We start from the raw sequence: 12,671 nt of genomic DNA, 5'->3' as shown, positions 1-12,671 counted from the left end.
TTCACATGGAGGAATTATTTGCACTTCTATGTTTTGAGCTAATAAAAATCCTCACTCATTGAGGCTTTATAGCTTATTGGAATAATTCCCGTGATACTAGATCCATAACTTCATGGGGGCCTATGTAGCCGAAAACTGCCGTGGCCGTGTCTCGCCCATATTTAGCGATTATTATGGTTGGCGTGCCCTTGATTCCTATCGATTGGGCACTTGATTTGCAATTCCTTACATTCTCTAGTTCTGCCTTGGCATCATCATCGCTCACATCCAAGTCCTTAATTAGGTTGCCCTTAGTTATCATGTCTCCATAGGCTGAGTCANGAACCTTCAGAAACTCCTCTGGGTTCCTCCTATATATTATCCTGGCCTTAGCATGAAGCATATCGACTTTATGAACTGGAAAATCAATGTAAATAATATCAACCCCCCTAGACCTGAGTTCCTTAAAGTAATCCCCGAGATCCATTTCCATTAATGCACAACCGGGGCAATACATGTCATAGAATATAATCACTGCTCCCCGTGGGTTTCCATTTGCCTTAAATATTAAGCCGCAATTAATGGCTTTCTCTATGAAGCCCTTTATGTTGGTTATGACCCATTTATCGCTCATGATACTTCCTGCGTCAAGTCATTTTAAAAACTTAGCCCGGGAAACCTAATACTGCTGAACCGAGCCTTCACGCATTATCCTATTGAATGCGATATAGGTGAGGAGGACTCCAATTATTAAATAGATAATTGATAGCAATGCAAGCGAGTATAAATCCTTCAGAATCATTTGAGGCGGGGCAGCGTTCAGCATCGATGATCTAAATCCATCCAAGGCCCACGTGAGCGGAATCAAGTAACTGATGTCCTTAAGGAATTGCGGCAATACTGTTACTGGGAATACTGTGCCGCCCAATAAATTGCTGGCCACGGATGTAAATAATGCGACTGGATTGCCCTGCTTAACCACTAGAACAGTGGCTCCAGCTATTAGGTTTAACCCAATGATGGACACCATATAGAGCAACATCACTAATAACCAGGAAACCCAATTAATGCTGTATCGAATCCCTAACCCCATCCCAATGAGCAACGTCATCAATGCATTTATCGAGTTTATGGCCAAGCCCCACGTTGATGAATACATCATGAACGATAATGGACTTAAGGGGGTCGCTATATCGTATTCCAGCGTTCCTATTAATTCCTCATTACGTATTCTAGTCGCTAAGGTCGTTATTGATGAGGAGAAGTATCCTTGGAAGGCGAGACCGACAGTCACGAACGATATGTAGCTGCTCCTGAAGCTAGCTGCGCTGGAGCCAAGCGCTATTCCAATGAAGTAATAAATGAAGACGGGCAAAGACCAGCTAGCCAAGTTAAGGGCTACTTGAGTCCTATAGCTTATCCATACCTTGAATCCCCGTATGACTATGAATGAGTAGAGCCTATCAATTAATCCCATGCTCGCCCCACCTCCTCTTCGCTATCCTCCCCTCACTGGCGACCTCTACATCGATATCGAGGATGTCCCCCTCCAAGTAATTTGAGGACTGCCTAATGAAACTCGAGAACCTATTTATATCCATCTCCAATAGAAACTCATTACTGCCCATGTTTATCACTTTGAATCCATCATTACCCACCATTAAGCGGCCCCTGACCAGTATCTTGACTATCTTAAGAGGACCGGATTCCTCCACTATCTTCTTATTAAAATATAGAACCCTTGAGGCTAACGATATTTCCTGCGGATCATGGCTGGCTATTATCACTAGCTTATCCCTCAGCACTCTTATATAGTCCAATATCTTCTTCTTGCCATCAACATCTATTCCGCTCGTGGGCTCATCCAGGAGAAGAACGTCAGGATCATGCATTAAGGCCCTCCCAAGCTCTAGTCTCCTCATCATGCCCGTACTGAACGTAGCCACCCTACTATTCGCGTGGTCACCTAGGCCCATCAATTCAAGAACCTCCCTGGCCCGACGCCTAGCCTCACCTATTGAAAGCCCATATAATGTGCCAAAGAACACTAGGTTATCAATCGCACTTAGCCTCCAGTAGACTCCCCTATCCATGGGAGTCATGAATCCAATGCTTCGCTTGGCTCGGGGACTCGTTGATTCCACTCCATTAATCAATACCTTGCCCTCATCGGGCTTCAATATACCCGACATGATTTTAAGCAGCGTGGTTTTACCCGCACCATTGGGACCAACCAAGGCAATGGTTTCTCCCCTCGACGCGGTTAGGTTGACCCCATCAATTGCAACTATTGAGCCGAATTTCTTCCTTAAATCAATAACAGCCACAGACATTAGCCTCAACAAACTTAATTAAGTGTTTAAACTTTTTCTAATAATTCAAGCAGTGAGAAGATATATTTCTATTTATTATTATATATCGTTGCTTCCTCTCCACTCATTGCGAAGAGCGTTACCACTCAATGGACACGCAAAAATATGAAAGCAATAACTACATTATTCACCGGCGACTAGTTTTTAAGTCGCAACGCTTGATTCTGCCCAGTGTCTCTGGGCAGCAGAATCGCATTGCTAGTGACGAGTGAGGTATCTAAGGTCGTTTTAGGCAGGGAATTAGAGGTAAAGCTTCTCCTGGCAACCCTGATTTCCCAAGGTCACGCGCTCATAGAGGGACCTCCTGGCTTAGCTAAAACTACATTAGCTAAGGCATTCGCCAAGGCGCTTTCCCTGAAATTCAGTAGAATTCAATTCACGCCAGATATGTTTCCCAGCGATGTAACCGGAACATTAGTGTATAACCCTAAGACCGGCGAGTTAGAGCCAAGGCCGGGACCCATATTTGCCAGCATAATATTAGTTGATGAGATAAATAGGGCACCGCCACGCACTCAAGCAGCGCTACTTGAGGCAATGCAGGNACGGCAAGTAACGATTGGCTCCATGACTTACCCATTACCTCAACCATTTATGGTTATAGCCACTCAGGATCCATTGGAGATGGAGGGGACATACCCATTACCGGAGGCGGAGTTAGATAGATTCATGATAAAGATAGAGATGGAATACCCCACCCGTGAGGTGGAGACCAAGTTAATTGATTCAGATTACTCTGATGTGGGGGTAGTGCGATCAATAGTATCGATAGAGGACATAGAGATGCTTCAATCACAGGTTAAGAGGATGACCATAAGCGATGAGGTTAGGGATTACATAGTGGAGATAGGCGAAGCAACGAGGAGGAACCCAGCAATCAGGTTAGGGGCGAGTCCACGGGCGATACAGATGCTTGCCAAGCTATCCAGGGCATGGGCCTTATTAAATGATGAGGATGCGGTGAGCATTGATGACGTTAAGTTACTTGCACCGCTTGTGCTCTCGCATAGGGTATTCACCATAAGAGGGAACCCCAAGGACTTGATCCGGAAGATAATTGAGGAAACCGAGNCTCCCTTCTCGAGGAGACTTAAATGAGGATTCACGCATCATACATGGTTCTGGCATTGATATCCACCATGTATTTACTTCTTTTCCTGGGCCTCATTAAGGAGGCATTCATGGTCTCAGGCACGGTGCTTGGATTATCATTATATGTAATTAATGCGTACTTGGATCTATCCCAATGCATCTCGCGGGTCCCCCTAATTCACATAAGCGATAATAGAANACGATGGAGAGAAGAGGCTGAGGTAAGCATAAGGCATCCCTGTAAGGAAGCGAGCATTGAGGCTCAAGTTGACCCTCACCTAAGCATCNCCGTAATTAAGCACACAGATGACGCATTATTGATGAGAATACGAGGCAAATGGATTGGTGCAATCGAGAACCCCATTACGATAAGGATGACCATGATTGATAGGCTNAAGTTGATTAAGGTGACAAGGATGCATTCATTGCCGACTCGATTAATAATAGAGCCGCCTCAATCCATTGAAGGAACTGAAGCCGAGGAGGGAACCTACATGTCTCTGAAGCCGTATGATTACCTCGAGCCGGCCACTCACATGCATTGGTTAACCAGCGCTCGCCTTAATCAATTGATCATTAAATCGCCCAGGGATCTATCGTTGAGGGGGAATGGAACAGTCGCTATACTGGAATGGAGCGAATGCATGAGCGAGGGAAGCGATGTGAGGAGAATAGATAAGGCATTGGCATTATTGAGTGCCATTCAAGTAAGCAGTCTATGCCTAGCTGGACCAAATGGGTGCATTAAGGTTAAGCCCGATATTTATGAGGTCGAGAGGCTTTACTGGAATCCGCCGGAAATTGCCGTATTTACCAATGCAATAATGGGAAGAAGAACAATTGTGATAACATCAATGAAGTGCATTGACTTTAGTTCATTGGTATTGATGATGAGGCAATTGCCGAGCAGCAAAATAATCCTGGCAACGCCGGAGCCGCGAACAATTGTTGATACTAGGGGATTGCCCGTTGAGGTAATTTAGGACAATGCGGTGACTATATGTGATTAATTATGAGCCGCCGACTCTCTGCAGAGCCATTCATACTTATTGCTTAATTGCGTGCCGCGATTTCTAATGTGCCTAACTATCTCTGCTGCAGCTAATTCCAGGCCTAGTGGTCTCGGAATCAACCTATAAGTCCTCGCCGCAGCGTACTTAATGGCGATGTCGACATCCTTTAACCAATCGCCACTCATGAGGTGAGCCATTTTCCATTTTTCGAATACCTCAACGTTATATATTATCTCCGGATCCTCGCCTGGACGCGGTTTAGGTATCAGCACCGGTATTTCCTGGAACCAAGATTCCCACACCGTGGCCAAGCCGCCCCTAGTCACCATTATCTTCCTCCTCGACTTCCCGCTAATCGATGATAAAGCCGCATTGGCCCCAGAAACCCCTGATCCAAGTATTTTCACTCCCCTGAACTTATATACATCACGCCTATATTTATAGATGGCCGGCGGTATTACCATTGCGTCGGAGAAAATCAATCCCTTGGCACATGCTCCAGCTGGAGCTGAAACAAAGGTCAATATACCTGATTCAACTCTCCTAAACCACTTTATTACATCCGTGCCTATGTCCTCTCCAAAATCAGTAACGTAATTGCCCAGTATCACATGTTCATGAAGTGATAGCGTATATGATGGTAACCGCAACACGGGATAGGCATTTATGTAAATGGGATCATTAACCCTAATGTCGAGTTCCCGGCCATTCATATCCCTGACCCGTAATGATCCCATTGATGCATCGATAAATTTCCTCTCTATATATTCGCCAATAAGGGGCAATTTCTTCGCGTAATCAATGAATGAACCGCCCCAGTACAATGCGGGGCTTAATATATTGCCTAGCTCCCTGCTTAGCAAGTAATCCCGACCAAATTGGGAAAGTATTTCATCTTGGTTAGGGTATATCCATGGAATTATTATGGGGACATTTATTCCCAAGTATTGCTTCACTAATTTTGCTAGTTGATATGCACGCGTGTATGGCCCGTTCCCATGGTTAAAGGCTAATATTATGGCATCCATGAGGCGCCCATTCATAGCGCGTCGGCCACTCATTTAAAGCGTTGAGTATCATCTGGAAAAAGTTTATATAGAAGCGATCTAAAGGCATGCACAATATGAGCTCGCAAGCATACTTAACGCAAATAGGAGGAGTACCTGTCCTAGTGCTAAAGGAGGGAACCCAAAGAGCCTTCGGAAAAGAAGCACTCAGGGTAAACATAATGGTGGCCAAGGCCATAACAGAGGTAATGAAGTCAACGCTGGGTCCAAAGGGAATGGATAAAATGTTAATAGATAGCCTAGGCGACATAACCATAACTAATGATGGAGCAACCATCCTAAACGAGATGGATGTGCAGCACCCAATAGGTAAATTACTGGTTGAGATATCGAAGACGCAGGACGATGAAGTTGGGGATGGAACCACCACATCAGTGATACTGACAGGCGGGTTACTGGATGAAGCGGAGAAATTAATCGACAAGAACATTCATCCAACGGTGATAATAACCGGCTATAAGAAAGCGCTCGATGTAGGTATAGAGCACTTAAGGAAGATAGCCATACCCGTTAAACGCGATGATATTGAGGTACTGAAGAAGGTGGCCGCTACATCAATGCATGGAAAAATAAGCGAGACTGTTAAGGATTACTTCGCGGAGTTGGCCGCTAAGGCAATGATACAAGTCGCAGAGCAAAGGGGAAATGAGTGGGTGGCCGACCTCGATAATGTTCAAATAGTCAAGAAGCATGGAGGCAGCCTCTTTGATACTCAATTAATAGATGGCATAGTGATCGATAAGGAGGTAGTCCATGCATCAATGCCGAAGAAAGTGGAGAACGCAAAGATAGCTCTCCTCGATTCACCGCTGGAGGTGGAGAAGCCTGAGATAGATGCTGAAATAAGGATAAATAGCCCAGATCAAATAAAGACATTCCTAGATGAGGAGGAGAACATACTTAAGTCATACGTTGATAAGTTGAAGGCTGTCGGCGCAAATGTGGTTTTCACCACCAAGGGAATAGATGATATCGCGCAGTACTATCTAGCGAAGGCCGGCATAATGGCAGTGAGGAGAGTGAAGAGGAGCGATATAGAGAAGCTGGTCAGGGCCACCGGAGGAAAACTAGTCACTAATATAGAGGACTTAACCCCGAATGATCTTGGCTACGCTGGGCTAGTGAAGGAAGAGAGGATTGGAGATGAGAAAATGGTGTTCGTGGAGCAATGCAAGAACCCTAAGGCAGTCAGCATATTGATAAGGGGAGGATTCGAGAGGCTGGTGGATGAGGCGGAGAGGAACCTAGTGGATGCATTAAGCGTGGTCTCCGACGTTATTGAGGAGCCATACATAGTGCCCGGCGGCGGAGCCGCAGAAATGGAGGTGGCTAAGGTTGTCAGGCAATACGCATCTAAGGTAAGCGGAAGGGAGCAGTATGCCGTTGAGAGCTTTGCTTCAGCAATAGAGACCATACCAAAGACCCTCGCAGAGAATGCTGGCTTGGACGCCATAGACATACTTACGGAGCTTAGGCACGTGCATGAGAGCAAGGAGGATGGGTGGAAGTATGGAGTAAATGCATTCTCAGGCAAGGTAACTGATATGACTGAGGGCAACATAGTTGAGCCGCTCTCAGTTAAGGTTCAGGCAATGAAGGCAGCCGTGGAGGCCATGACCATGATAATGAGGATAGACGAGATTATAGCCGCAAGCAAGATAGAGACCCCCAGCGGCAAGGGCGGTGAAGGCGGCGCCGGCGGAGAGAATCCGCCCAGCTTCGATTAAAAACATATATTAAATAATTATTAAATAATTAAAGAGAGTTTCAATATTTAATTCCTATATATAATTTTGTTCCGACTTGCGGCACGTTGCTTGCATTATTTATGCTAATTATGAAGCCGCCGGCGGATGCCTTATAGGAGTTATCACTGGATGCATAAACTATTCCCCACATATAGATACTCCATTTACTTGGATCATCCTTTTCCTCGGATATCTTTACATGAACTTTTTTACCTATGCCGGACGAGAAGCGGGAAGGTATCTCTATCACTACATCGCTGCCTAGGAATAACCTGGTTACTTGCCCCTCCGTCTCCAGCTTGGTTACATCTAGATCAGTTTCATAAGAGTACATGATTTTCAATGTACCAAAGCACTTAAAAGCATTGCTTCGCTTTGCTTTCATGTCGCTCGCCGAGAGCAATAGGAGATTCCTAGTGGAGGTTGCCTCCATGCTTGGCAAGAAGGTTATTGTAAATACTGAATCCGGTCACTATAGAGGAACCTTAGCTGGGATGGATAATAACTTAAACATAGTGTTAAGCGAAGCGGTGAATGACAAGGGAGAGAAGGCAAGCAAGGTCCTAATATCATTCAATAATTGGCGCGAGGTTATCCTAATAGAGCAATACTTGGATTTAGCTGATTTCGCCAAGGAGCTGGATAAGTATTTCCCAGGAATGGTGAAATACATACAAGAAGCAAACATTATCCAGGTTGGGGAAGGCGTTAGGGTTACTCAAAACGGCATAGAGGGATCAGGATTAACTGCTAAGCGCGTAAAGGAGCTTTTCGATAATTACCTAAAGAGGAAACAGGCATAACGCTCCGGAGGAGCAAATGTTCGAGATAATAGATAAAGATGATTTGGCCCGCATTGGATTGATCCATACTGCCCACGGAGTTATTAGGACCCCAACCATGTTTCCAGTCATTAACCCAATAAAGCAAACCCTGCATCTGGATGAGATTAAGGAGGCCGGATTCAATCACTTCATAACTAATGCATACCTAGTCAAGGTGAATTATGGAGAGATAGCCGCTGAAACAGGACTGCACTCACTCTTTAATTGGGATGGGCCGATAATGACGGATTCCGGCGCGTATCAATTGCTTCAATATGGATATATAGATGTGGATCCAGATGATATAATCAGTTTCCAAGTACAGCTGGGAACCGATATAGGGGTCATCCTTGACTTGCCCACGAGCGTGGGAACCCCACGGGATATAGTCATCACCGAGGTGGAGGAGACAATTAGAAGAGCTAGGCGAGCCCTGATGCAGCTAGATGAGGAGGACCCTAATCACCGCATGCTAAGGGTGGGGCCCCTCCAGGGAGGAACCCATCTTGACCTGCTGGCATACTCATCCAGGATAATGGGGGACCTCGGCTTCGATATATACGCAATAGGTAGTCCAACGACGCTGCTTGAGGAATATGAATTATCTGGCATAATTAAAATGATAATTACGGCTAAACTAAACACGCCGCCAGGTAAGCCCATTCATTTATTTGGCGCTGGGCACCCCCTCATAATGCCGCTGGCCGTCCTCCTTGGAATTGACTTGTTTGATTCCGCATCATATGCATTATTTGCACGGGATGAGCGAATAATATTACCCGATAGAACCGCGAGACTAAGCGAGTTAAGCGATGATTATTTATTATATGCATGTGGCAAATGCCAGAAGACAGTGAAAGAGATTAGGGAAATGCCGAGAAATGAGCGGGAGAGAGTATTGGCTCTTCATAACCTTCACGTGATTTCACATGAATTGCAGGAAATAAGGCAAAGAATAGTTGAGGGATCCCTTTGGGACTATGTGGAGGCTAAGGCCAGGCAAAACATAAATCTATATAGGGCTTATAAACTTATAAGAAGCAATGCATTTAAGCGATTAATCGATAAGTTGGGCAGCGAAACCAAGGCGAATACGCACGAGATAGCGGTATTCGATTACATTGATGCGGAGAGACCGGAAGCGATACTATTTAGGCAAAGAATGAGGGGGATCATGAAATCAGGGGAAATAGCCATAATACTATTGGGATATAACGAGAAACCCATTATAAGATCACCCCTTGCCCCCCTATTGGAGCGAATAGTTAGGTGCGGCGTTGATGTTTACATATTTGATGGCGTCCTTGGAATAGTTCCCCTGGAATTGAGCGATGTCTACCCTGTTCCGCAAATCAATAGCGATGTAATCGTGAGAAGAAAAAATACAATAACGTATAGAAAAGCGGTAATAATAGCATCGGAGGATTACTTGAAGTATGTTAATCTAATTAATGTAGAGGGAGAGAAAGAGGTGTTGGTAATACCAAGCTATAGAGCCATTTACTCATACATAAATGACATATCATCGAGAATCAATTGCAAGCAACAATAAAAGGAAAAGGCAACCCATTACGTGTTCTGATCCATGGGTTCGCTGAAGAATACGCCGTAGCCCCTTACTGGCCTCCTCCCCGCCCAGCGAGGTTTGTCGTTTAATTTTATCAGAATACCTTATTGGATATGTGCATTGTCATGCGAGGATATCCATGCTCTAAAACCCTAATAAGGAAGTGGAAAATGATGCCCTAGCCTTCACAGGGGGATTTGAGGGGATGGGGGCCTTCATTCATGGGAATAATTAATAGTTCATGTCCTCGCCTACCTTAAAAGGACTGCAAGAGGCAACTTAGATGTAGAGCGAAGTTTCTCTGCGTCCCTCTAATTGCTTCATTTGCTTCTGTATCTCCTCCTCAAGGACTTGGGCATCTTCATATAGCTTAGATAGGTCAATCTTAATATTGAATTTATCCGCAAAATATGAGAGACCGGTGGCAGCTGCTCTGGGATCCGCTAAGGATGGATTAGCGTAGGGAAGAATTGCTGTGGCTGGGTAAGATCTATAGGAGAACTCATTCATCATTATCGCAAGTGGGCCTAGAACCAAGTAATGATCATTCAATAGATTATCCATTACATCCCTCCTCGTGGTTATTATTTTCACCCCACTCTCGTCGTTAGGATTCCTTAGGGATGCATCGAGGCCGCCAAATAGAATCACGTTCTTAAATTTAGACATGATTACCCACTTAGCTAATTCCTTGGATGCAGAGAATAATTGCTTGTCAGGTATTCCATAATTAAATGCAGCAATAGTAATTCCATTGCTTGGGCAGTGATATATATCGCCTGGAGATGAGAGTTGCCCCTTCATGTATGAAGTGTAGGGCATGGCTATTCCCATAAATCCAATCCTATTGCAATTCATAGATGACACCAAGTGACGCACAGCTAAGTAACCCACTAATCCCACTCCATGAAATCCAGTGATAAAGAAGTCAGTGTTCAGTATTGGCTCATTTAGAATTATATTAGGCATTAGGGACCTCCTCTTCCAGCCTTTTTAATCTACTGACCACATTTAACAATGAATTTATCTCGGCATCTGCATCAATCATATCTAGGGGGGAACCATCCACGAGGCAAGTGAAGTTATACAGGGATGCCTCGCTATCTGGGTACCGGCGAAAACAAGTGGGGCAAACATAGTATGAGGAATCATGAAGCGACGCAATTACATGCTCTAATTTTCTCCGTGTTTCCCTGATTATCCACTTAATGAATTTATTTATTATCTTATTATCTATACTCCAACGCATTTCCTGCATTGCCCCATATTCTAGCGTTTCCTTTCCTCTCGCAACTAATCTGACGCTATCCAATAGATGAAGCACCCGACGAACCTCCACAGCATTGACCCCCAACGTAGATGCTATTTTCTCGTCAGGCATGGCCTCGCCCTTGCTTAGCAACGTGTTTATTATGGCCACAGCTAGCTTTCCGAGCTCTGGATTATCATACTCTATGGTTATTCTCCTATACACGTACTCCGTGACCATGCTCACTAATTGCTGCTGCATCGCCGAGACCCAAGGCCATACTTTAAAAAGTTGAGCCAAAATGGCTTTAGCAGGAACCTGTTTTCGCTAACTTCACTATATTATCTAGGAACTGATTCAGCTTGCCTTCTATGTATCCCTCTATTATTCGCTGACCCACGGCAGCCATTATACCACTCATGCTGAGATCGGCATCATACGATATCTCGCCGTTGCCTATCGTCGCCGTTATATTAGAGTCAAGGGTAGTTCCTGGACCCTTACTGCGTAGCCTTAATTTAATCGACTTATTGGATTCATCTATTTGGGTAATACTTATTGATGTATTGAAGTCCCCACGCACTGGCCCCATATGCACGAACAACTTCATTTCGTAGTCCTGCCCATTCTTCTTAACCTCCTTAACGTCAGGAACACATTTAATAACGTCATCAAGCCGCCCAATAATTAATTTCCACATGTCTTCCGGACCTATATCTATGGGTCGTTTACCAACTAGCTTCATGATTGATATTAGCTCGATTTTTGAATTTAAATTTTCCCCGTCGCAACACAGAATTAATTTTCCTTGAACTTCATGGAAACATTTTAATAAAGTAAGGCAATGAATCCCAATAATGATATGCTCAACAATAAATGATAATGGCGAATTAGAAATATTCTCAAAGGCTGATTACATAGTGTTAATGGATGGCGGAAAGATAATCCATAAAGAGAAGAACCCAGCCCTAGAAGCCAAAGAAAAGAGACCAACAGTAGCAAAAAGATGTTTGGAGCTAGGGGCTGACACGGTCATAGCTCCACATGGCTCTCTCTGCCTCCCCTCATACACGATACTGAATGGCAAAGTGAAAAGAATATATATAGCAAGGAGAGGCGAGAAGTTAAGCGAGGCAATGGTATGGCCGGTCAATATGGGCGAGATCGCTTATTCATCATTCCTAGCAACATGGGAACGATTAGCCCACTTAACCAATAAATCAACGCCGAGAGCGTAAATAATGATTCTTTTCACCACGCTTTAGAGTTTATAGCGATAATTCTTACTTATTAGGGAGCACCCATCATTTTCGCAAAATCATACAATACAGGGGGCTTCCAATAAAGCATTGCGCGTTCCCTTAATATTCCAATTATCCATATGACTAAGAAAGCAATATCGAATAGATACCCTATTATCTTGAATATAATGAACAAAAATGGAACAAAAAATGTTGCCAATGATAATATTCCCAAAATTACATCAATCACTATTATTACTAGTCCGAAGGTTATGCTTAAGTAGGACCAATGCTTCACGTAATTGGAGTTTGGTTTTATTATTATTCCTAATATGCCGCCTACTAGTGGTATTATCCAAGCTATGAGCGCCCATGTATGTTCCTCATTATCTATTTGAGACATAATTTCCTGAAAGAAGTGTCTTATATAAAGTTTTCCTAATTTACTTAATCTATATGTTTTTCAGTAATGAATAATTAATCAATTAATTTATTTATGCCGTGCATTGACTGTGAGCT

15 protein-coding genes are annotated in these 12,671 nt (G+C 44.0%); 6 read left to right on the top strand and 9 right to left on the bottom strand.

All coding sequences use genetic code 11. The features are described from left to right. Positions 1 to 73: 73 nt before the first annotated feature. From AT710_06955 to AT710_06945, 3 genes are read right to left on the bottom strand one after another with little or no spacing between them, the layout of a single operon-like run. Positions 74 to 613: a hypothetical protein gene (locus AT710_06955; GenBank protein KUO91334.1), complete on the bottom strand. Its 540-nt coding sequence runs from the start codon at positions 611 to 613 to the stop codon at positions 74 to 76. Positions 614 to 658: 45 nt separating this feature from the next. Continuing rightward, the gene (locus tag AT710_06950) at positions 659 to 1,456 is read right to left on the bottom strand and encodes an ABC transporter (GenBank protein ID KUO91333.1); all 798 of its coding nucleotides are present in this window, start codon (positions 1,454 to 1,456) and stop codon (positions 659 to 661) included. Further along, positions 1,443 to 2,312: an ABC transporter gene (locus AT710_06945; GenBank protein KUO91332.1), complete on the bottom strand. Its 870-nt coding sequence runs from the start codon at positions 2,310 to 2,312 to the stop codon at positions 1,443 to 1,445. Before AT710_06945 ends, AT710_06950 begins: the two co-directional genes overlap by 14 nt. A gap of 210 nt (positions 2,313 to 2,522) precedes the next feature. On the opposite strand from AT710_06945, the gene AT710_06940 reads away from it, so the two are divergent. Together AT710_06940 and AT710_06935 are read left to right on the top strand one after the other, a co-directional pair. Further along, complete coding sequence (locus tag AT710_06940) at positions 2,523 to 3,449, top strand: magnesium chelatase (GenBank protein KUO91331.1); 927 nt, start codon at positions 2,523 to 2,525, stop codon at positions 3,447 to 3,449. Positions 3,450 to 3,466: 17 nt separating this feature from the next. Next, positions 3,467 to 4,426 (top strand): hypothetical protein, encoded by a 960-nt coding sequence (locus tag AT710_06935; protein KUO91330.1) that lies wholly within the window; start codon positions 3,467 to 3,469, stop codon positions 4,424 to 4,426. A 23-nt stretch (positions 4,427 to 4,449) separates the two neighbouring features. Here the strand turns inward: AT710_06935 and AT710_06930 are convergent, their stop codons facing one another. Continuing rightward, positions 4,450 to 5,499: a hypothetical protein gene (locus AT710_06930; GenBank protein KUO91329.1), complete on the bottom strand. Its 1,050-nt coding sequence runs from the start codon at positions 5,497 to 5,499 to the stop codon at positions 4,450 to 4,452. An 80-nt stretch (positions 5,500 to 5,579) separates the two neighbouring features. Between AT710_06930 and AT710_06925 the strand changes: the two genes are divergently transcribed. Next, positions 5,580 to 7,250, top strand: coding sequence for a thermosome subunit (locus AT710_06925; protein ID KUO91328.1), 1,671 nt, complete (start codon positions 5,580 to 5,582; stop codon positions 7,248 to 7,250). Positions 7,251 to 7,290: 40 nt separating this feature from the next. Here the strand turns inward: AT710_06925 and AT710_06920 are convergent, their stop codons facing one another. Further along, positions 7,291 to 7,605 carry a hypothetical protein gene (locus AT710_06920; GenBank protein ID KUO91327.1) on the bottom strand — a complete coding sequence of 105 codons (315 nt, stop codon included), beginning with the start codon at positions 7,603 to 7,605 and terminating at the stop codon, positions 7,291 to 7,293. A 49-nt stretch (positions 7,606 to 7,654) separates the two neighbouring features. Between AT710_06920 and AT710_06915 the strand changes: the two genes are divergently transcribed. Beyond that, a complete protein-coding gene (locus AT710_06915; GenBank protein ID KUO91326.1) occupies positions 7,655 to 8,074 on the top strand; it encodes a small nuclear ribonucleoprotein (Sm) in 420 nt (139 codons plus the stop codon). 16 nt (positions 8,075 to 8,090) lie between these two features. After that, on the top strand, positions 8,091 to 9,647 hold the full coding sequence (locus AT710_06910) for a hypothetical protein (protein KUO91325.1): 1,557 nt from the start codon (positions 8,091 to 8,093) through the stop codon (positions 9,645 to 9,647). Between the two features lie 294 nt (positions 9,648 to 9,941). Here the strand turns inward: AT710_06910 and AT710_06905 are convergent, their stop codons facing one another. From AT710_06905 to AT710_06895, 3 genes are read right to left on the bottom strand one after another with little or no spacing between them, the layout of a single operon-like run. After that, entirely contained in the window at positions 9,942 to 10,631 is a 690-nt protein-coding gene (locus tag AT710_06905) for a hypothetical protein (protein KUO91324.1), read from the bottom strand. After that, complete coding sequence (locus tag AT710_06900; GenBank protein KUO91323.1) at positions 10,624 to 11,172, bottom strand: hypothetical protein; 549 nt, start codon at positions 11,170 to 11,172, stop codon at positions 10,624 to 10,626. The genes AT710_06905 and AT710_06900 overlap by 8 nt, the downstream gene beginning before the upstream one ends. Before the next feature lie 46 nt (positions 11,173 to 11,218). Beyond that, entirely contained in the window at positions 11,219 to 11,656 is a 438-nt protein-coding gene (locus tag AT710_06895; protein KUO91322.1) for a hypothetical protein, read from the bottom strand. Between the two features lie 112 nt (positions 11,657 to 11,768). On the opposite strand from AT710_06895, the gene AT710_06890 reads away from it, so the two are divergent. After that, entirely contained in the window at positions 11,769 to 12,149 is a 381-nt protein-coding gene (locus AT710_06890; protein KUO91321.1) for a hypothetical protein, read from the top strand. Positions 12,150 to 12,201: 52 nt separating this feature from the next. Here the strand turns inward: AT710_06890 and AT710_06885 are convergent, their stop codons facing one another. After that, on the bottom strand, positions 12,202 to 12,555 hold the full coding sequence (locus tag AT710_06885) for a hypothetical protein (protein KUO91320.1): 354 nt from the start codon (positions 12,553 to 12,555) through the stop codon (positions 12,202 to 12,204). Between the last annotated feature and the right edge of the window lie 116 nt (positions 12,556 to 12,671).

This window comes from Thermocladium sp. ECH_B (assembly GCA_001516585.1).
Taxonomy (GTDB): Archaea; Thermoproteota; Thermoprotei; order Thermoproteales; family Thermocladiaceae; genus Thermocladium.
This window is presented reverse-complemented; position numbering and strand designations above follow the sequence as displayed.

Excerpts from the sequence above, each read along its gene's own strand:
- AT710_06950 (KUO91333.1), bottom strand. The coding sequence starts at position 1,456 with ATGGGATTAATTGATAGGCTCTACTCATTCATAGTCATACGGGGATTC.
- AT710_06945 (KUO91332.1), bottom strand. The coding sequence starts at position 2,312 with ATGTCTGTGGCTGTTATTGATTTAAGGAAGAAATTCGGCTCAATAGTT.
- AT710_06930 (KUO91329.1), bottom strand. The coding sequence starts at position 5,499 with ATGAATGGGCGCCTCATGGATGCCATAATATTAGCCTTTAACCATGGG.
- AT710_06925 (KUO91328.1), top strand. The coding sequence starts at position 5,580 with ATGAGCTCGCAAGCATACTTAACGCAAATAGGAGGAGTACCTGTCCTA.
- AT710_06920 (KUO91327.1), bottom strand. The coding sequence starts at position 7,605 with ATGTACTCTTATGAAACTGATCTAGATGTAACCAAGCTGGAGACGGAG.
- AT710_06915 (KUO91326.1), top strand. The coding sequence starts at position 7,655 with ATGTCGCTCGCCGAGAGCAATAGGAGATTCCTAGTGGAGGTTGCCTCC.
- AT710_06910 (KUO91325.1), top strand. The coding sequence starts at position 8,091 with ATGTTCGAGATAATAGATAAAGATGATTTGGCCCGCATTGGATTGATC.
- AT710_06905 (KUO91324.1), bottom strand. The coding sequence starts at position 10,631 with ATGCCTAATATAATTCTAAATGAGCCAATACTGAACACTGACTTCTTT.
- AT710_06900 (KUO91323.1), bottom strand. The coding sequence starts at position 11,172 with ATGCAGCAGCAATTAGTGAGCATGGTCACGGAGTACGTGTATAGGAGA.
- AT710_06895 (KUO91322.1), bottom strand. The coding sequence starts at position 11,656 with ATGAAGCTAGTTGGTAAACGACCCATAGATATAGGTCCGGAAGACATG.
- AT710_06890 (KUO91321.1), top strand. The coding sequence starts at position 11,769 with ATGATATGCTCAACAATAAATGATAATGGCGAATTAGAAATATTCTCA.
- AT710_06885 (KUO91320.1), bottom strand. The coding sequence starts at position 12,555 with ATGTCTCAAATAGATAATGAGGAACATACATGGGCGCTCATAGCTTGG.